Source organism: Streptococcus orisasini, from assembly GCF_001431045.1.
GTDB classification, from domain to species: Bacteria; Bacillota; Bacilli; order Lactobacillales; family Streptococcaceae; genus Streptococcus; species Streptococcus orisasini.
In genome coordinates this window covers 154,589-174,318 of record NZ_BCLE01000030.1, presented here as the reverse complement: position 1 = coordinate 174,318, position 19,730 = coordinate 154,589, and the positions used below count along the sequence as shown (strand labels likewise).

Here is a 19,730-nt window from a genome sequence, read left to right as displayed (position 1 = left end):
ACAAGAGTTTTGCTAAAACAACATTGCAAAAGTTAATTTTATCTAACAATTTTCTCAATCAAATAGCTTGGTAAAGCCAATTGACCCGCTTCTTTCTATGCATCCAATCTATATTATAAAAAGCACTACCCTTGAGCAGTGCTTCTATAGTTCCAAATCTTTCAAAAATTTGTCCAGCTCAGTCTGGTCTTTTGAAGTTGCGCCTCGCAAGTTCTTTAGACGGCCTTCCAACTCGGTTCTGCGTGATGCATTGGCTGGTCTTAACCATATCTGCCATGATGTCTGACAGGAGCTGAAATATCTCCAGAATATGAAATTGTAATATCTCCTAACTTCTCATCATCAAAGTCTTTTAGTCTGAGTTTTGGCATGTTTTAATTTGTTATAGTTCCTTTCCTTATTTTTAAATTGATATCGTTTTTTATAAAGGCGGTCTATAGCCTAATCTCACAATCAATCCATCATATTCTTTAGTGCTTAATTGAGTTAATTGACCCAGTTGATTACGATAACGATACTTTCCATAAACATCTGTAAATAATATGGAAACAGCGGGCCGTTCGACCCCTATTCCACTTCCTTTTGTATTAATGAGGTCTTTTTTAATGCCAGGTGTTAAAATTGGGTAATAATTAATGAGCTCGTAATCCCAAAATTTAATATCCTGAAAATGGAGATTCACCTTGTTACTTAATGATATTATCAGAACATTGTAGATTGGTAAGTTAGAGTTGTTATTAATGACCAGATCATATTTGATATAGTTATCATTACTAGACTGTCTATCGGATATATCAGTTAACCATGTTGCTACATTGCTAGCTTGTTCATCTTCTTTGTCTCTCTCCCTATATTTTAATTGAACTCTTACAATCAGATAGGAAAACAAGCCCCCAATCAAAGCACCGATAATTGTTGTTATTAAATCAGAAAAATTGATATTCATTGATTTATACCTTTTTATTATATGTCCTAAAACTATAAATTCTATAATAACTGGAATCATGTGAATCTTCTTCAAATGAATTAAAGCATTCTTTCTCTTGTAAAAAACTAAGAATATTTTTATTGTACTCAGTAACAGAAATCTTAGGATTCTTATGTTTCTTAGTTTCTTGAACAATTTGATAGTATTCGTCAAATAAACTAAGGAGACGCAAGTTTTCTAATACTTTTTCTATATTATCATGTGGAATATTCCTGCTATACAGTAAACGTCTATCATCCAGACTAATATCATCGTCTTTTATTAGAGATAAAAGCAAATTCTTTTCTACAGGGTAAACATTATCTAAAATAGTATCTATATTCGCTGTTCCTTTTTGTACAATAACATCTTGAACAATCTTATCAAATATTTGATATTCTTTTAAAAGCATTGGCAAATCTTCATCATCAAATTTATCTTTTAAAATATATGCTATCAGTTCTGAACTGTAATTCTTATCTTGAACGCTAATAGTACCATTAAAATTATCCACTAGTAGTTGAGCCTTTTCAAGAGGGATGCCTTGCTCCAAAACTTCTAAGATTTCATCTTCATCATAGTAATCGTTAATGTTTTCAAGATAGCCGTCTAGATATTTTAGAATATATTTAATAACGCTTGCAGGATAATTATCTCTTAAATTTGAAAGAATAGTTGTGTCAAATTCTTCTGAAAGAACCCCAATTTCTATCAAAATATCAATTTTATCTTCTTCGATTTCTTCTGGTAAAGCATTAGAAATCCATCCAAGAGAAGACAAAATAGATTTATAGTGTCGATTTTCTAAAGTATTACATTTTACCGTTTCTTCAAAGAATATCTTTTGGAGATCTTTTTCTCTTTCTTCCCATATTTTTTTATCTACATTAAAGACAGGTTTCGAATTAACAAAATTTATTAAGAGATTATTCCATGTATTATACTCTTCAAAGTAATCTAATACAGTTTCAGTCTCAAAAATCGCTTTATTGAATTCCATCGCTTTATCCTTGAATGACATATTATCAATTAAGGATAATTCCAAAATATTATCATTAACATAGGATAAATACCTAGTTTTAGTCTCATCTGAAATATCTTCATTATTAAGAATATCATAAATATATTCCACATTATCCGTGATCACTTTATCAGACCGATCAACAATAATTTTAACGTACTCTTCCATATTTTCTTTGACATAATTCAGCAAATGACTAAATTTATCATCAGAATTGATAATAGTAAAATTTTGGTGCTTAATATCATTTTCATTTAAGGAAGAATCAAGGTATAATAATAATTTTGTGATATTGTCAACATTCAAATGATAAAGGTTATTACTATAAATTTCGTCACTAAAATCTCCATACTCTGAACTAAAATTAAATTCTTTTATTTTTGCGTTCAAATCTTTTAAATTAAATATTAAATCTTTATAGTCATCATCTTCTCCAGTTTGTGTAAATTCATACCAAATAAAATGCCAAGAGTCAGAAGTAAATTGCGATAACTGTTCTTTTTGTTCTGCTGATAACTTTTGGCTTAATAATAAGAAATTATCAAACAGTATCCGCTGAATCATAGCAAAACCACCAGCATGTAGAAAATCCTCAGACGATAATAATAGTCCAACTAAGTCAGGGTTATAGTTTAATAAATCTCTGGCGACAGCTTTTTGTAAACTTAAGGATGATCTGCTGAAAAAGGATATAAGGAATTTTAGTCTATTCTCAACAAAGTAAGTTCTTAATTTTTCCTTATTATCTTCTGAGATAACGTATTCAAATAAATCATAATTCAAAACTTCATCACGATTAAAATCCTCTGTAACCAATCTATTATTATAAATTTCCGCAATATTTGTTAGATGATAATCCCAAGGGAGGGCTCCTTCCCCCTGAACAGCCATGATAAACTCTTTATCTTCTCTATTTAAGATATTTGCATAGAAATTATTAATATAGTCAGGGTAGCTTTCATCAATATAATCATTTCTGATTAAAAATGTAATCATAGAAAATTGAGGGTTACCTTTAATATAATGAAAGTTTTCTTCATCTGAAATATTGTCTATCTTTTCACGTGTAATTAAATTTGCTAATTTTTGGCGTTGAGCTTCTTGTTTTTTCTTTTGAAGAGCACTCATCTCGTTCTTTAATAATTCGATTGAACCCTTATTTTTAATGTTTTCTAGTCGAGAATTGAAATTATCCTGTTCAGAGTCTGGAATCTCAAAAATTGTTTTCTTCATCTCCTTTCTTTGATTATATCCATTACTAGCATGATAATAACTTTCATAGGACACTATTTCAGCATCCTCCCTTAGCAATTCAGCGATAAAATCAAGTCGATTTTCAAACTCGTATTCAAATTTATTATTAACTTTTAAAACAGCACGATTGTTAGGAACTTTTAGAATGGATGAATACAACTCTAACTCATTATTCAACACTTCATTTTCTGCATCTATGATCTTCTGATTAATTTCTGAAATTTGTTCATCTATGTCATGTAATTGTTCTCTTTTCAGGTTATCTTTTTCTTGAAAGAGCCTATAAATAAATCCTGAATCCACTTGCAATTCAGAGAAATCTTTGGGAAAAATATTTTTATAAACTATCATTGCAAATAGCTTTTCATTTGATAATTTTAGTTTATTTTCACTGTTTTCTCCTGTTAGATTATTTTTATACAAAACATATTCATTGCAGATATTGCTAGCTAGGCGCAAGTCATCAATGTAGATTGAAATTTTCTGTAAAAAACTACCTTTAAGATCATCTCCACACTCTAAATCAGACAAAATTTCACTAAATCTTTCTCTTGAATTTGAGGATGTCACTGCTGGAATAATCGGAATGATGAAATCAAAAAATTTTGTTCTTTCTTTAGAAATAAACATTTCATCTTTGACAAGGTACATAAAGAGAAGTTTATTATTTTCACCACGTGCTTTTCGTTTATTATTAACCAAGGTATTTATTTCTTTTAATTTTGAAAAAATGAGGTTTGTTTCAAACCGATCAATATCCTCAAAGACAATAATATCCTTCTGACAATTATCAAATAAATAAAGGACATCATCTAAATATTTATCGAAGTATGAAGTATCAGACTTACCTAATATCTCAATCTCTCCTGAAATAGAAGCACCTTTGAAAGATATCGATTTGAATAGTTTGCGATAAAATTGAAGTCTTATTAGTTGATAAATCAATACTGATAGACTCAGGACAAAAATGACACCTAATACCTTCTTAACCCAACTGCTCCAAGATAAACTAGGGAAAGTCAATATAGTTAGTACTGAAAATAGCAAAATAGTCAGTAAAGTAAACCAACCCCAAATTTGTCTCTCCTTAGGGTGTTGTTTTGATTTAAAAATGGTCAAAGGAATTTTATCAGCTTCAATCTGATGAAGTAATTGATTGACTATTTTTCCTTCTAAAACATTATCTTTCTCCGTCTTATCTGTACTCTGTTTAATTTGCTGTTTATCTTCAATTCCATCTTCAGAATTAAAGTGAGCCAATGAGATATGCAGAAAGGTCTTGTTTTTCTTATTATGCCTTTCTTTATAAGTCTCAATGAAACTACTTTTCCCAGAACCATAATTGCCAGATATAGCGACATTTAACACATCTGGATCTTCAATGGCAAAATCAACTGCATCAATATGTGATTGGTCGATATCAGCATCATTTATTGGAGTTAACTTTTTAAATTTTTGAGTATGCTTTTCGGTCATTTGATCTCTCTTTTAGTGTAGTATCTGCCTCTATTCTACCACTTTTCACTACGTAACTAAAGTTATCTTTCCCATCAAATCAAGCTTTTAGGAATAATTTTATAAACAAAAAAACCAAGTACACGACTTGATTTCTCCAAAATTTTTTGAATTAATTTATAAAATCCTTTTGATTTAATATAAAGTATGTTAGTGTATACTTAAAGATAACTTTCGAAGGATTAACGCTGGGTCCCAGAATGGGGTAGGTGCTATGTACCGAGCATTCCTATGTGCCTGAGGTTGTCTTTTTTAATGTTGCTGCTCTTTAAGCTCTCAGAAAAGTTTGAGAGTCTTTTCTTTGCTCAAACATTTGAAAAGCAGCCTCTGATTTTAGGGCTGCTTTGACTAGTTTATGATTATCTCACAATGCCTATTTTTCAATAGTTAAGTTTTATGCAGTAAGACTACTTTCATTGAAATGCTGGTAGTTCTACTACTTCCGATTTTTAAATCCTACATGCTTGAAAAACTGTTGACTTGTATAGATTTACAAGAGCAGGTGCTTTTTAGGTCTTTGTGCGGTTAGTTTTATAATGCCGATTTTTTCTAAGTGATCGATTGTTCTTTTGATGGCTGATTTTGCGAAGTCATGAGAGAGGAGCTCGATGATGTCATTATCTGAAATGCCTTCGTTTGGATCGTCGATAAAAACTTTTGATTGGAGCAAAATGAAGAGAATTCTCTTTTGAAGCTCGGTGTAGTCCGCTTGATTTAATTCATTATCGTAATTATCTAAAATAGCTTTCTTTTCTTCTAGCATATTTATGATATCATGCTGGCCATTTTTGAGAATTTCCATTAAAGAGAGGACAAAAAAAGTTCCTTCTGCTTTATTGTCTGCATCCCCAGTGATGCTAAAGGCTTCGTAATATTTCTTCTTTTCCTGATTAATCCTTTGAGAAATAACAAATCCTGAGTAGATATCAAGTTTGCGAGCTAGATACCTTGCTAGGATATACCTGCCTGTCCTGCCATTACCATCATAAAATGGGTGAACATTTTCAAAGAAATAATGAGCGAGAAAGGCTTTGATGAGTACGGGAACTGCCTTGTCATTGATAAAGCCAACCCATGATTGCAGCATGGCAAAGATTTGCTTTTCAGAAATAGGCGGAACATGTTCAATCTTATTATTGGCGGCATCAATGATTGAGACCAGATTATCCCTGAAAAGTTCACCATCCAGTATATCTTCGCTGTCAATCTCACCTTCTGTTAACTGGTCATAAATGGTTCTGATAGACTGGAGACTATCAATTTTGAGGAAGTCATTCTGTTGAATATCATTATACATGCGTACAGTAGATTGCAGCCTAACCTTTTCCTTGGTCTTCTGAGCTAAGGACCGATGAGCTAGAGAAAGCTCTTTTCTGGTTGTTTTGATCCCTTCAATTTCATCTGTACTGATGATAGCTTTATAAAGCTGCTCCTTATAGAACTGCTTTTTAGCAACTCCGGGAAGAAGGTCATCTAACTCTTTGATACGATTTGAATTAGCGAAAATCTCTTGGGTCAAGATTTGAATTTCCTGAATAGGAACACAAAAGAGCTCGTATTGACTAGTTTTGAATTCCCCTCTTTTTGATAAATGCGGGAAAAGTTTAGCCTTAATAACTCCAAAACTATCAAATCTTTTGAAATATTCTTTCTCATTATTTCCAGAATTCATGAATTTGACAATTTTTAGAGGTTTATAATTCATTTTATATCTCCCATCTTCAAAAAATCAGCATTTTTAAGAGATTTTAACAAAAAATAATAAATAAATCTACTAAAAATCCTATTTTTGAAAGATTTTTTAATCTTATCTTTGTTTATTTGACTGATGATGGCATCCTGCGTCTCAACTGCTGCATGACTATTATTGAACCCACTCTATTGTTAGACAGCGTCGGTAGCCTCTTTATTAGTGGCAAATCAGCTTCTTTCACTTATATCTATGATATGCTTGACTTATTGACAGCGGGTGTCTACAGAGGACTTTCATCTCAGATCTACGCCATGCCCCTCGTACTATAAAAAACGAGCCGTGTTAAGCTCGTTTTTATGAAATTCACCGTTTGCCGGCAAGACTGTTCAAAAGTAGCTTCCTCAACCTCAGGGCTCAAAACGCCCTCTTTTTGCGTTTCTGCATAAGCTTTAGCAAACTCACGCGCAATCAACTTACGGGTTGCTGGTTGCCTTAGTCGCATGCCTGCGCACCAACTGTGGAATGCGCTCCATATACTAGGCTTAACCAAAGCTATGACTTTCTCATCAGCAGTCAGATATTCTCACTCCTGTATTCTAATTGCTATACTTCTTTTGCAGGAGATATAAATGCTCAAGTATGCTTTTGAGCGATTAGAATTTTTATTAATCTGCTAATTATTTTTAAATGTGATACAGGGTTATTCCATTGTATGTCGTTCACCCAGCAAATAATCTTCAGGATTTTCAAACATTTCAGTTACTGAAATGGGTTTCCGTCCAGCTAATTTAACAAAATCGCTAACTGGAACATCAAGAAAGCCCTGTGTAACAGTGGTACCAAAGCTTACCATGCCTTCTGATGTTGCCTGAATTGGACTCTTGCTGAAGTCACCGTTTGTATCTCGTGGAACGCCGATAGAATCAAAGTAAGCATACAATTCTTCGTCAGTTAATTTTGTATAACTGATATTATTGCCTGTTGCGACATTAGCAATATCAAGAAACTTCTGATAAGAAACGGGTTCAATACCATTGATATTTAAGACCTCACGATGCAACAAATCATTAGAGAGAGCACAGCTTGCAGCAAAGGCAGCATCCTTACGTGAGATAAACCATACGCGGCCATCACCCATATTTTTTGAGATAGTTGTTTCTTTAGCTTCGACCGCTCTCAAGTAATCACTGATAAATGCTTCTGCAAATAAAGAATTCCGTAAGAAAATATAATCAAGTGGGGAATTTTGGATAATTGCTTCGGTAAAACTATGATCAATATTCTCAATGCTTGGATTGAGTGGATGACTTGCTGAAAGAACGGAAGTATAAATAATTTGTTTCACATTAGCCTTGATGCATGCTTCAACAACATTTTGATGGGCTTTTCTACGTTTTTCACCAACAAAAGGCATTGAAATCAAGAGAACTTTATCGGCATTTTCAAAGACTTGTACAAGATTATCTTGGGAATTAAAATCTGCAACTGCCGTAGCTATTCCCAATTTTTGATAAGTTTTGAGAGACTCTTTCCTCGGAGCAGTAAAAAGCAAGGATTCTTTTGGAAGAAGAGTCTGAACATACTTGGCTACTTGTGAGCCAAAATTGCCATCTACACCATTCACTACAATTTTAGACATTTTTTCCTCCTAATTATCTTGGGAATGACGTTCACCAACTTGGAAATCAGCTGCATGTTCAAACATATAACGAACAGTCAAGGCCTTATCTCCAGTTAATTTTTCAAAGTCATCAGTACAAAGCGCCATCTTACCTTCACGAATAGCTTGGGCAAAAGTAACCATTCCTTCAGATGAATAAGGTGCTTCAGAGTCTTTTTGGAATTCTCCATCTGTTGTACGAGGAACACCCATAGCATCAAAGATAGCATAGTTTTCTTCATCAGTTATTGGCTTATAAGTGATAATATTTCCCGTTACCTCATTCCCAATTTGAACGAATTCAGCCATTGTCATCAATTCTGGACCATTGATATTTTGAATGGAATGGTGAAGGTCGTCAGCAAGTAAAGCATGAGCTACAGCTTTTGCACAATCTTTACGTGAAATGTAGGCCATTTTCCCATCCCCTTGGCTGTTTGAAAGCGGAGCATTCATATGAACAAAGGTAAAGTAGTTTGTAATCATCGCTTCAGCATATTGAGAATTACGTAAGAAAATATAATCAAGTCCCGATTCTTCAATATACTTCTCAGTATAAGCGTGATCAATTTTTTCTTTGCTTGGGTTAGTTGGGTCAGCAGCATTTACCAAAGAAGTATAAATAATTTTCTTTACGCCAGCTTCTTTAGCAGCATCAATAACATTTCTGTGTGCGGCTTGGCGTTTTTCACCAACAAATGGCATTGAAATTAAGGCTACCACATCTGCTCCAGCAAATTTCTCTGCCAGTCCTTCTGTGTGATTAAAGTTCATTTGACGAGTTTCAACACCTTGCTCAGCATACTTAACTAATGCTTCTTTGCTATAGCCACCAAAAATAAGATTTTCTTTTTCAGTTAGCTTAAGTAAGTAATCTGCAGCCAGACCACCAAGATTGCCATCTACACCTGTTAATAGAAATTTCACCATGTGATAATTCTCACTTTCTTTTTGATACTCCTATTATAATGTAAACGGTGTCAAAATGCCAATTGCCTTTTCTTATAGCCCATTATTTTTTATAATGCCAAGTATTCTTTAAGAAGAGATAAAAAATTTAACAGCGTTTCATTGTTGTTTTCTTTTTGATAAGCCAAGACGATATCATAGCTATGATTACTTCCTTCAATAGGAATGCTGCGAATGACACCACTAAGCCTATCAAGGTTATAATCTTCTGTTCCAAAACCAACTAGCTGCTCTGATAAAATATAGAAAAAACCTTCCTCAAAGTCATCAACTGTTCTTGCGATATTTGGGAAATAACCATCTTTTAGGGATCTTTCTTTCATAGTTAAAAAACTCTCTCCCATGCTCTCTTCACTTAACATAAGCAATGGATAATATTTGTAGAGTTCCTCAACCATTATGCTCTTACTATCAAACAATGAATGACCTTCTGCCACTAAGGCCCTATATTTTCCTGATTTTAAAATAAACCTGTTCAAAGAAGAAGCTGATAATTCATCTGCAAATGAAAGCCCTAAATCACACAATCCCTTGGTCACATAGGACTCAATATCCTTACACTTTACTTTTTCAAGTTCAATATCAATAATGATGTTTAGCTTTTTGAGATAGCTAACAAATGGCAATAATAGTTTTAAATCATTTAACGATGTATAAGCTAGAACTAACTTAGGAATCACATTGTCAGATAGATGCTTTACCCGCTCCTTTGTTTCTTCATACTGTTTCAATAACAATTTAGCATTAGCATAAAATAATTTTCCAGCACGAGTTGGTTGTATTGGAGTTATAGTTCTATCAAAAAATTGCGCCCCAAATTCTTTTTCTAGAGCTGTTATGTACTGGCTGATAGAAGCTTGGGAAATATAATTTTTTCTAGCGGTTTCTGTAAAACTCCTACAATCGTATAAATCAATATAATACTTTATCTTCTCAATATGCATAACCGCATTTGCCCAGCCTTTCACATAAAAGATTATTGATTTTATTATATCATGGTTTTATCATCCAATTATCTAAACCACTTAATCATTTTGGAAATTATTTTTTAACACTGAATAATATTAATCAGACAATAAAAAACAGTCCTTGATCTTAAACACTCTAATTGATTAGGTGTATTTTGATACGTTTATTTTCGATAATGATGGCTGACAATTTAAAGAAGAGACTTGGATTATCCATCCTGATACAGGAAAACTAAAAAGATAATATTCTGTTTGTGTTTGTTAGCTCAAGTAATTCAAGACAAACATAAAAACTTGTCACAAGGTTTTATGACAAGTTTTTTCTATCCTATCCTCTCTTTAAGCTTTTCCACAAAAAGATAAGCTGCTGGGCAAAAGAGGGTATTTTTGAGAGTCAGATGATTAATCTGATAAATCTTTTTGCGATCTGTATGCGGAAATTCGCGGCAGACCTTGGGGCGCACATCATAGATGGAGCAGAGATTGTCCTCTCCTAAAAAGGGACAAGGCATGGCCTTAAAAACCTTATCGCCGTCTTCATCCACACGCAGGTAAAGGTCTTCAAAAACCGGCAATCTCATGCGAAAATGCTTGGCAATTCTGGTGATATCAGCTTCTGTAAACAGCGGTCCTAAAGTTCTGCAGCAGTTGGCACAGGCCGTGCAGTCTATTTCCTCAAACACTTGGCTGTGCACTTCCTGAACAATCTTATCCAGGTTTTTCGGCGCTTTTTTCTTTAATGCTGCTAAAAAGAGTCGGTGTTCTTTCTGCTTTTGAAGAGCTAGGTCATGATATTTTTCAAGGTCAATACTTGTCTTGGGCATATGATTACTTTCTAAAAGAATTAGTTATTAGAATTATACCATAGAAAAAGCACCTCAATCATTAGATTTTCTGTCTAACTTTTAAGACAAAATTACTAAAATACCTGCCACATAAATTTACTGCTGTACCTTACTTTATATTCTGATAGTTGTAGCCCCACCAGCACAGTAAACAATCGTTTAAAAACACCGTTGATTAACTGATTTACCTACCATAGCTTTTAAGTTTTTCTTCTCAAATGTTAAACTAAGGAATTAAGAACAATCGCTATCACGATCTAATCCTCTATCACCTGTATAAGTAAAATTAAACGAGTAATCTAGTGTCTTTTATGTAATTTGATAAATCTTATCAAATTCCAAATGATAGTAATAATTAAAATGATTAGAACAATAATTAAGGCTGTTCGTTGAGCCTCATCACCAGTTGTAACTGCAACGTATAAAAGAAGAAAAAGAGTCAAAAATGCAGCCGTGAGTATACCAATCTGAGTTTGATACTGCGTAAAGCTTTGTTCTGCTATAGGACGCTTTTTTATCTCTTTATAGGCAAAGTAAGTTATCACGAAAGATAATCCAGATAAAATACCTAGCGGCAGCCAGAGCCATATAATATTATTGTTATCTACAGTATAAATACAAAGATGGGCACTTAAAAGCCCCATGAGGCTAGCTCCCAGTCTGATAAATCGTAAAGTAGTAGAACTTAATTTTTTCATATGCATTATTATACTTCTAGTAACTACAAATTAGCAAAGTTTAGTAACTCTATGTGCACATAATTAGCGAGGAAATACCATATTCAGACCTGCACCAACCACTCCACAAACTGCTAGATGGGCAGGAACAATAATACCATTTCTTTCTTATTTTCTAAGCAATCCCCAAGTACCTACGCAATATGGAGTAACAAGAGTCGCACCTGCCAGTCCTCCAACTGCCGCTGAAGCAGCGGCACATATTCCAATTGCAGCAATTGCTTCTCTACCCGACACCTTCCCACCTTCAACAACAGCGAGTGCTTGATTATCTATTGCTTTAAATTGTTCAAATGCTTGTGTATTCATAACAAAACCCCTTTTTCATTTTTGATTTTGTTCCTTGGCCAAAAAACACTCATAGTATAACTTATTTTGATCTGTTTGTGTGGCGATTGTCTTAAAAGGTATCAAATATGTCGTGAACGGTTATTGATTTTTCAAAAAGTAGCCATTCACGACATTTGCCTCAATTTTTTTGTACAATGAAAACAGAAGTTTTATAAATATGTTTCACAGCTAAATGCTCGTGGATGCGGTGTTGCAGCACTGGTTTCTATTGCTAAATGTTATGCTATTTCCCAGTACATTTGCGAGAATTAGAAAAAACAGATATGAAAGGCACTCTGGGAACTGTCACAACTGCTAACTATCTGAACTTTGAGACCCAGACTGTCCGCGCTGATATAGAGCTTTCTTAGCTTTGCAGCTATCAAAAAAGAGAGACCTAGTCCTTCGTCATGGTCTAAGTCTCTCTTCTTTACTATTAACAATCAGCAATTAAGCGAAACTCACCGAACTTTAGCTTCCCACGAAGATGCTATTTGCTTAAGCACCTTGTTGAGTTCATCAATATTGCTGAATCCTTCTGTTTGCAGCCAGTTTCTAGCTGCTGCTTCACCTTTTTTAATATAAACCTGCACGCAGCCTGCCCAAGTCGCTCGGCCGCAGAGAACACCGTTGAAGTTAGTACCAGCTTCGTGAGCCAAGAGCAAGGTTTCTTGAAACAGCTGAGCACTGACACCGGCACTTAGGTAGATATAAGGCAGATCGGTTGAGGCATCTTGTTCCTGAAAAGCTTTGAGCGCTTCTTCTTTTGTGAAAAGGACTTTATCAGCAGCATAACCTTCAACAAAATGCATATTTACTGGCACTTCAACTTTGAGGACATCCACTCCAAAACGAGGATTAGAAAAGACTGCCATCGCGCCATTTACCTTGTGAGCCTTTACTTGTGCAAAGGCTAGGCTACTGTTATCTGCAATATTTTCATCATAGGTCAGAATTTCAAGGAAAAAGGGGATATCTTCTGCTTGACACTCAGAGCCTATGCGTTCGATATAGACTTGTTTTTGCAAGTTGACCGCTTCATCGCCATCCACATCGTAATAAAGCAAGAATTTAAGCGCATCAGCTCCCTGCTCTTTCAAACGCTTGACCGACCACTCTGGTAGACAGTCTGGCAGTCGGCTGGTTGTTGTTGCGTCGTAACCTGTTTTTTCATAGGCCAGTAAGAGTCCCGAATGCTTATCTCTTACATCGACAGCAGGAAGCCCATATTCTGGATCTAGAAGAATGGATGAGGCATACTTTGTTAATTCTTCAGATACTAAGGACTTGAGGCGCTCCATTTGTTGTCTCGTGGGGGTGCTGTCTTGATAGTTTGCCATCATTTTACGAAGAGCCCCGCGTTGGTCAAATGCCAGGGCAGAGATAATGCCATTTTGGCTGACCTTTTCCAGACAGGCTCTTTTTTTAGGGGTTAATGTTAACATCTTTCTTCATCCTTATCCTTCATAAAAAATATGTCCATAAACTAACTGCTCAATTTATCTTCCAGCAAGGCTTTTAGTTCTGAAGGTGTTTGTGCAGCTTCAAAAGCTTTCTTAAAGTCGTCCTTCATCAATAAGCGAGCCAGCTGAGACAGCAATTTCAAGTGCGTTGTACCAGCCTCAGTTTCTGGAATAAATAAGGCAACAATATATTTGGTTGGTTTGCCGTCCATTGACTCCCAATTAATTCCTGCCGCTAGTTTTACGATAGCTACACCGGGCTTAGTGATAGTGTTTGATTTTGCATGAGGAATAGCAAATCCATCCATCATTCCTGTTGAGCCTTCTGCTTCTCTGTCTTTCAAAGCTTTTAAAACTTCTGAAGCTTTTTTAGCATAGCCTTCTTTAACAACCAGCTCTGACAGATAATGAAAAACGTCTTCTTGACTTTCCAAAGTCAAAGCGATTTTAATTAACGATTCATCAATCATATGATTCTCCTCTTTTAAGCTTTCTTAGCTTTTGATTTTTGAATCAAGCCCATAAGAATGCCTGAAACCACAGCACCGATAGCGATAGCCAAGACCCAAAGAAAGGCATGTGTCACAACTGGCAGAACCAAAAATCCACCATGGGGAGCAGGCACTTTAACCTTCCACATGTAAGTCAACACAGCTCCTATAGAGGAACCTAACATAAGGGTTGGAATATTGCGCAACGGGTCTTTGGCTGCAAAAGGAATAGCTCCTTCAGTAATATGGGTAGAACCGAGAATAAGGTTTGCTAATCCAGCATTGCGATCTTCGGCACTGTAGGAATCTTTGAAAAGAGTGGTTGCAACAAATGTTGTCAGCGGAGGTACGATACAGGCTGCCGAAACACCAGCCATAAAGGATGTATTGCCTTGTGCCAGAAGAGCTGTCCCTGTAACATAAGCCGCTTTATTGACAGGTCCACCCATATCAAAAGCACTCATACAACCAATGATAACGCCCAAAACTAGCGGATTGGCGTTTTCAAAGTCTGCCAGCCACTTCATCAAGCTTGTATTCACCCACACCATAGGGGAATTAATGAGGGCCATGACCAGTCCTGTCAGAAAGACACCGAATACTGGATAGAGGAAAATGGCTTTTAGACCATCCAATGATTTTGGCAGACCGCTAAACACCTTGATCAAGGCTAAAACGATGTAACCTGCAGCAAATCCGCCAAGTATTCCGCCTAAAAAGCCCGAACCACCATTAGCTGCCATCAAACCGGCTACGAGACCTGCTACAAAGCCTGGACGTTTAGCAATAGATTCAGCAATGAAAGCAGCCAAGATCGGCGTCATCATTCCCATTGCAACGCCGCCGATATCATTTTTTAAAAGAGCGGCGAACCAGTTATATTGGTCACTGTTCTTGTCAAATGAATAAATACCAAAGAGAAAGGAAACTGCTACCAACACACCGCCAGCTACAACAAAGGGCAGCATATGTGAAACGCCATTCATTAAGTGTTTGTATATCTGACGGCCGATACTTTCCTGTCCAGAAGCTTCTTGATTTTCAGACTGCTCATTTTGCTGTCTGCCTTCTTTGATATAGCCTTTACCAGCAAGAGCATCGTCAATTAGCTGATCTGCTTTTTTTATACCATCGGCCACTGACACCTCAATCAGGCGCTTGCCAGCAAAGCGTTCTGCCTGAACATCTTTATCTGCTGCAATGATAACCGCATCTGCCGCTGCAATTTCTTCCTGTGACAGGGCATTCTCCACACCAATTTGTCCATGAGTCTCTACCTTGATGCTGACACCTCTGTCAGCTGCTGCCTTTTCCAATGCTTCCTGTGCCATAAATGTATGAGCAATTCCTGTAGGGCAGCCTGTTGCCGCAATAATTTTATATTGTGCCATTTTTTTACTCCTATATCTGATGACATTTAATTTGTTTTTGCAATAGATCAACATCACTGAAATCGGTCAAACCGCTTCTAAAAGCTGTTGATGAACCAGCTGCAACACTTCTTGGCAGTACAGCAGTAATCGCCTCCTGCCGAATTAATCCCGTTAAAAAAGTTGCCAGCAAGGTATCGCCTGCACAGGCCGTATTAACTACTTCACCTTGCGGAGCGTTGCACTCAAACACCTCTAAAGCTGAATTCACAGCCACCGCACCGGCTCCGCCCAATGAGACCAGAATATTTTGAGCGCCTTTGTTCACCAACTCTTTAGCGCACTCAACAATCTCAGTAGGGCTGAGCGATTCTTTCCCAAACCAATCAGCTAGTTCCTCTTCATTGGGCTTCAGCAGATAAGGCCTATAGGGCAGACTTTCTAAAACAGTCGGATGACTGACATCAAAAATCAGCTGCAAACCCTTCTCCTGACCAATTTTAGAGATTTCTGTCAAAATTTCAGGCTGCACTCCTCGAGGCAGGCTTCCTGAAACCACCAAGTAATCACCTTCAGCAAAGTTTCTTATCTGTCCTAAGAGCTTTTCCTGAGCCGCCTCACTAACCAGCGGACCTCGATTCACCAGCTTGAATTCTTTGTGATCCGCATTTACCTTTGTAAAAACATTGATTCGAGTGAGGCCCTCAATCTCAACAAATTGCGCCCCGATATCTTTGGACACCAAAGTATCAGCTATGAACCTGCCAGTAAAGCCGCCCGCAAAGCCAATAGCTGTTGTCGAGATTCCCAGCTGCTTCATAATAAAGGAGACATTAACCCCTTTTCCATTGGCCTGGACATCATCGGAGAGGGTACGGTTCACTTTTGATGCCAGCATATGTTCGGTTTCAATAAACAAATCGATAGCTAGGTTCATCGTACATGTATAAACCCTTGACATTATTTCCCTCCTTTCGTTTTTTTGATATAATCTTTTTACATTTACTATCTTACTATTTTATTATTGAAAGTGTTTTCAAAAATAAAATGAACTGTGAAACGATTTTCAGGAGTTTACCATGAACAGAGCGACAAAGCTGACCGATACTGAGGAATATCTCTGGTCTTATATCACTAAAAATACTGCTGCCATTGCAAACTATAGCATTTCTGAACTCAGTGAGGCCGTTAATGTTTCAAATGCCACAATTACAAGAACCCTTCAGAAAAAAGGCTACAGCGGATTTTCAGATTTCAAACATTCTATTGCTACTCAGAAAAAAGATCAGCTCAATATCCTTGACAGTAAAAAAATGGCCATGGATACCAAGCATTCAATCGTCAAAAATTATCAGGAAGTTGTCAGAACCCTGAACATGCTTGATGTAGATGCCTTGGAAGAAGCCATTCCTCAGCTGACTGAGGCTAAAAGAATCATTATTTTTGCCAGAGGTTTCTCAGAAATGCTGGGCAATGAAATGCTGGTGAAATTTCAATTGCTGCATAAATACTGCGAAATGCATACCGACCCAAACATCATTGTCCCTGTCAGCAAACAATTATCTCCTGATGACTTTGTTCTTTTCATTTCATTAAACGGTGAAACAGCAGCCCTTGTTACAGCAGCAAAAAACTGCCAGAAAAAGAATATTCCCAATTTATTAATTACTGCCAATAAATCCGGAAGTTTGGCTAAGCTGACCTGCTTACAACTATACGGCTTTAAAACAGAGCTGTCCTACTTTCCGGATTTCGAGGTACATTCCCGCCTGCCACTCTATATTTTAGGCCGGGTCTTGCTGGATACTTTTTCAGCCAGCCTTCAGTCAAGCTAAAAACCATCCTTGCTGACTGCAAAGATAGTTCTTGATTATTCTGCTGCTGTATTGACATCATCAACAAAGAATTTACCTGCCAGCACCACTATTTTTGAGGAGTTTGCCATGACCTTTGAACAACTGCTCTATGCAGAAATTTTAGCACAGCATCATTCAATGCAAAAAGCTGCGGATGCACTTCATATTAGCAAATCTGGTTTGAGTTTAGCCATCACCCAGCTTGAAAACGAACTAGGTGTAAAACTTTTTGAACGCTCGGCTAAAGGAACCTATCTGACTAAAAAAGGCAGGCAGCTCCTAGCTTCTATTTCAGATATTCTGCGGCATAAAAATAATCTTGAAAGTAGGGCCAAACAAATCGCCTCTCATGATTATCAAAAAGTGGCTATCCACTATATGAATACCTTGTTAAAACCCTTTATGACACCTTTTATCAAGGATTTTTACACAAAGTACAATCACGTTCAGCTGGACATCAGTTGTCATGAGCTGGACTCCATTATCCGACGGCTCCACAGTCAAGAAATTGATGCTGGTTTTATTGCCATCAAACAAAGTGACGATGATTTGCTGCAGCATCTGATTTTTACGCCTGTCTGCGACACTAAGCTAAAGCTCATCTGCTCCCTTGATAATCCTCTAAGTCGCTTAAAACGCCCCATCAGACTGGAAGATTTGAAATCGCAAAAGTTCAGCCTTTTTAATGATCGCTTTCACGATAGGCTATTTGACCGACTTCAATTTCAAGGCGGCCCCTTGCAGCTTGTCCTGCGAGTTGACGATTCTTGGGCTATGAAAGAGGCCATCAGTAAGCTCAATACTGTTTGTTTCGGCAGAACCTTGCAAAGCGACCTCTCCAGTAATACTGACTTTTCGGAGTTTGTCAGTATTGACATTGGTCATCTTATTGATGATAATTTTAAACTTGGCTGGCTGACTAATCCCAACCATATGCTATCAAGCAAGGCTCAGGACTTAATAGCAGACATCACAGCCGAGATTCAATCTTTTCAAGCTTAAGTTGATCTACAATCTAACACGCTGAACACCAAAACAGCCCTTCTTTAGTAGAGCAGCTGAAATAAATAAAAATAATATTAAAAAAAGAGAATACAGTCAGCTGCCTTCTCTTTTTGTTGCCTTGCATTCAAGCTAAAAAATTAAACTTGAAAAAACAGTATTAGTGTGTACCATCGTGAGTGACAACATCATCAAGAGTTATTGTTGTCAGAGTTTTTAAATAATCAATACCCGGCATAGCAAAGTATTCGGCATTTGCCAACAAATCAATCAGACCTGGGGTCAAATGAGAACTTTTGACCGATTCTTCATTGAATTCCAAGAAAATCTTATCTGCCTGACCACTTTGTAATTTATAAGCAATTTGCGGATCAATCAGCGTTGCACGGCCAAGCGCTACAATATCCACATAGTTCAAAGCATCTTCCATTTTTTCAACGGTGTGAATACCGCCGGCAATCAGCTCTAACGTTGGTGATTGAATCCCTTCACCCAGCAATTGAGCAAAATTCTTATCTGAATCAGCAGGGGTTGCCTTATAATCATTAGTCGAGAGATGAACGTAATCAAATTCGAAGGTTTCGGTCAGCTTTTTGACTAATTGTTGTGACTCATGCCATGTATAACCGACATTATCACCATGGATTTCTTCCGGACTGATACGATAGCCAACGATAAAATCTTTAGGTGCATATTTTTCTACAATTTTGAACACTTCACGCGCTACTTCAATAGCAAAATTCATGCGTTTTTCTAATGTTCCGCCCCAAAAGTCTGTCCGAAGATTGGAAAAAGCAGAGAAAAATTCTTGATGAAGATAGTGGTTAGCACCATGAATTTCAACACCGTCAAAGCCACACTCAATAGCACGTTTCGTTGCAGTACCAAAATCTTTGACAATTTGCCAGACGTCATCTTCGGTCAGTTCATACAAAGGGTAATCAATCCAAGGAAAATCCATGGCAGACGGCACTTCCACACGACCACCAAGAACATGACGGTATTGAGCCTCACGACCGGAATGAACCAGCTGTAAAATTGCCTTGTTACCATCCTTTTTAAGAGCTTCAGCAATTTTAGTAAAACCCGGTTTAAAATCATCATTGTAAATGGCTAATTGTTCACGGTCTTTTGCCCATGAACGTGACGGGCCGCCATTGGGGCTGACACTGGTGTATTCAACAATGACCATACCTGCCGACTGTGAACGTACCGAATAATAATCAATAGTATCCTGTGTCACCTTCTCATCCAAACCACTGTTAGTCAGCATGGGGGACTGAGCCGTCCGAGTTTTAATGCTTACGCCATGACGAAAGGTTACAGTATCTGTCAATTTTTTCATGATGAAAGCGCCTCCTTATTCTTATAAATCAAGTTTAGCATGTCACAAATTATTTAGGAAGTTCAAAAAACTTGATACCGTGTTCACTTTCACTAAACACCGAAACAAAGATCTGTCAAAAATTTTTGAACCAAGTTTTATTTGAGTGCTACTAGCTGCAGTTATTACAACAAGTGAGAAAAGTCATCTGATAACATCAAGCGTATGAATATTATCAAGAGACGCAGCCAATTTCTGGCTGCTT

16 protein-coding genes are annotated in these 19,730 nt (G+C 36.7%); 2 read left to right on the top strand and 14 right to left on the bottom strand.

Annotated features, from left to right (window positions below):
* Positions 1-421: 421 nt before the first annotated feature.
* The 13 genes from SCSH_RS06580 to pfkB all read right to left on the bottom strand — a co-directional run bounded on the left by SCSH_RS06580 (position 422) and on the right by pfkB (position 16,244).
* Complete coding sequence (locus tag SCSH_RS06580) at positions 422-946, bottom strand: hypothetical protein (protein WP_057491102.1); 525 nt, start codon at positions 944-946, stop codon at positions 422-424.
* A 4-nt stretch (positions 947-950) separates the two neighbouring features.
* A complete protein-coding gene (locus SCSH_RS06575) occupies positions 951-4,718 on the bottom strand; it encodes a YobI family P-loop NTPase (RefSeq protein WP_057491096.1) in 3,768 nt (1,255 codons plus the stop codon).
* Positions 4,719-5,247: 529 nt separating this feature from the next.
* Positions 5,248-6,462: a Fic family protein gene (locus tag SCSH_RS06570; protein ID WP_057491095.1), complete on the bottom strand. Its 1,215-nt coding sequence runs from the start codon at positions 6,460-6,462 to the stop codon at positions 5,248-5,250.
* A 688-nt stretch (positions 6,463-7,150) separates the two neighbouring features.
* Positions 7,151-8,089: an NAD(P)H-binding protein gene (locus SCSH_RS06560; protein ID WP_057491094.1), complete on the bottom strand. Its 939-nt coding sequence runs from the start codon at positions 8,087-8,089 to the stop codon at positions 7,151-7,153.
* A gap of 9 nt (positions 8,090-8,098) precedes the next feature.
* Complete coding sequence (locus SCSH_RS06555; RefSeq protein WP_057491093.1) at positions 8,099-9,040, bottom strand: NmrA family NAD(P)-binding protein; 942 nt, start codon at positions 9,038-9,040, stop codon at positions 8,099-8,101.
* Positions 9,041-9,129: 89 nt separating this feature from the next.
* Positions 9,130-10,047, bottom strand: coding sequence for a LysR family transcriptional regulator (locus SCSH_RS06550; RefSeq protein WP_152972526.1), 918 nt, complete (start codon positions 10,045-10,047; stop codon positions 9,130-9,132).
* 323 nt (positions 10,048-10,370) lie between these two features.
* Complete coding sequence (locus SCSH_RS06545; protein WP_057491091.1) at positions 10,371-10,871, bottom strand: YkgJ family cysteine cluster protein; 501 nt, start codon at positions 10,869-10,871, stop codon at positions 10,371-10,373.
* A gap of 320 nt (positions 10,872-11,191) precedes the next feature.
* Positions 11,192-11,596, bottom strand: a complete 405-nt coding sequence (locus tag SCSH_RS06540; RefSeq protein WP_057491090.1) for a hypothetical protein — start codon at positions 11,594-11,596, stop codon at positions 11,192-11,194.
* 141 nt (positions 11,597-11,737) lie between these two features.
* On the bottom strand, positions 11,738-11,938 hold the full coding sequence (locus tag SCSH_RS06535) for a Blp family class II bacteriocin (RefSeq protein WP_057491089.1): 201 nt from the start codon (positions 11,936-11,938) through the stop codon (positions 11,738-11,740).
* Positions 11,939-12,420: 482 nt separating this feature from the next.
* Positions 12,421-13,404 (bottom strand): tagatose-bisphosphate aldolase, encoded by a 984-nt coding sequence (gene lacD / locus SCSH_RS06530; RefSeq protein ID WP_057491088.1) that lies wholly within the window; start codon positions 13,402-13,404, stop codon positions 12,421-12,423.
* A 41-nt stretch (positions 13,405-13,445) separates the two neighbouring features.
* Positions 13,446-13,892, bottom strand: coding sequence for a fructose PTS transporter subunit IIA (locus SCSH_RS06525; protein WP_057491087.1), 447 nt, complete (start codon positions 13,890-13,892; stop codon positions 13,446-13,448).
* A gap of 14 nt (positions 13,893-13,906) precedes the next feature.
* The gene (locus tag SCSH_RS06520; RefSeq protein WP_057491086.1) at positions 13,907-15,304 is read right to left on the bottom strand and encodes a PTS fructose transporter subunit IIC; all 1,398 of its coding nucleotides are present in this window, start codon (positions 15,302-15,304) and stop codon (positions 13,907-13,909) included.
* 10 nt (positions 15,305-15,314) lie between these two features.
* Complete coding sequence (pfkB, locus tag SCSH_RS06515; protein WP_057491085.1) at positions 15,315-16,244, bottom strand: 1-phosphofructokinase; 930 nt, start codon at positions 16,242-16,244, stop codon at positions 15,315-15,317.
* 118 nt (positions 16,245-16,362) lie between these two features.
* On the opposite strand from pfkB, the gene SCSH_RS06510 reads away from it, so the two are divergent.
* Complete coding sequence (locus SCSH_RS06510; RefSeq protein WP_057491084.1) at positions 16,363-17,118, top strand: MurR/RpiR family transcriptional regulator; 756 nt, start codon at positions 16,363-16,365, stop codon at positions 17,116-17,118.
* 108 nt (positions 17,119-17,226) lie between these two features.
* Positions 17,227-18,141, top strand: coding sequence for a LysR family transcriptional regulator (locus tag SCSH_RS06505; protein ID WP_057491083.1), 915 nt, complete (start codon positions 17,227-17,229; stop codon positions 18,139-18,141).
* A 160-nt stretch (positions 18,142-18,301) separates the two neighbouring features.
* Here the strand turns inward: SCSH_RS06505 and SCSH_RS06500 are convergent, their stop codons facing one another.
* A complete protein-coding gene (locus SCSH_RS06500; protein ID WP_057491082.1) occupies positions 18,302-19,486 on the bottom strand; it encodes an oxidoreductase in 1,185 nt (394 codons plus the stop codon).
* Positions 19,487-19,730 lie beyond the last annotated feature (244 nt).

Excerpts from the sequence above, each read along its gene's own strand:
- SCSH_RS06580 (WP_057491102.1), bottom strand. The coding sequence starts at position 946 with ATGAATATCAATTTTTCTGATTTAATAACAACAATTATCGGTGCTTTG.
- SCSH_RS06575 (WP_057491096.1), bottom strand. The coding sequence starts at position 4,718 with ATGACCGAAAAGCATACTCAAAAATTTAAAAAGTTAACTCCAATAAAT.
- SCSH_RS06570 (WP_057491095.1), bottom strand. The coding sequence starts at position 6,462 with ATGAATTATAAACCTCTAAAAATTGTCAAATTCATGAATTCTGGAAAT.
- SCSH_RS06560 (WP_057491094.1), bottom strand. The coding sequence starts at position 8,089 with ATGTCTAAAATTGTAGTGAATGGTGTAGATGGCAATTTTGGCTCACAA.
- SCSH_RS06555 (WP_057491093.1), bottom strand. The coding sequence starts at position 9,040 with ATGGTGAAATTTCTATTAACAGGTGTAGATGGCAATCTTGGTGGTCTG.
- SCSH_RS06545 (WP_057491091.1), bottom strand. The coding sequence starts at position 10,871 with ATGCCCAAGACAAGTATTGACCTTGAAAAATATCATGACCTAGCTCTT.
- SCSH_RS06540 (WP_057491090.1), bottom strand. The coding sequence starts at position 11,596 with ATGCATATGAAAAAATTAAGTTCTACTACTTTACGATTTATCAGACTG.
- SCSH_RS06535 (WP_057491089.1), bottom strand. The coding sequence starts at position 11,938 with ATGAATACACAAGCATTTGAACAATTTAAAGCAATAGATAATCAAGCA.
- lacD (WP_057491088.1), bottom strand. The coding sequence starts at position 13,404 with ATGTTAACATTAACCCCTAAAAAAAGAGCCTGTCTGGAAAAGGTCAGC.
- SCSH_RS06525 (WP_057491087.1), bottom strand. The coding sequence starts at position 13,892 with ATGATTGATGAATCGTTAATTAAAATCGCTTTGACTTTGGAAAGTCAA.
- SCSH_RS06520 (WP_057491086.1), bottom strand. The coding sequence starts at position 15,304 with ATGGCACAATATAAAATTATTGCGGCAACAGGCTGCCCTACAGGAATT.
- pfkB (WP_057491085.1), bottom strand. The coding sequence starts at position 16,244 with ATGTCAAGGGTTTATACATGTACGATGAACCTAGCTATCGATTTGTTT.
- SCSH_RS06510 (WP_057491084.1), top strand. The coding sequence starts at position 16,363 with ATGAACAGAGCGACAAAGCTGACCGATACTGAGGAATATCTCTGGTCT.
- SCSH_RS06505 (WP_057491083.1), top strand. The coding sequence starts at position 17,227 with ATGACCTTTGAACAACTGCTCTATGCAGAAATTTTAGCACAGCATCAT.
- SCSH_RS06500 (WP_057491082.1), bottom strand. The coding sequence starts at position 19,486 with ATGAAAAAATTGACAGATACTGTAACCTTTCGTCATGGCGTAAGCATT.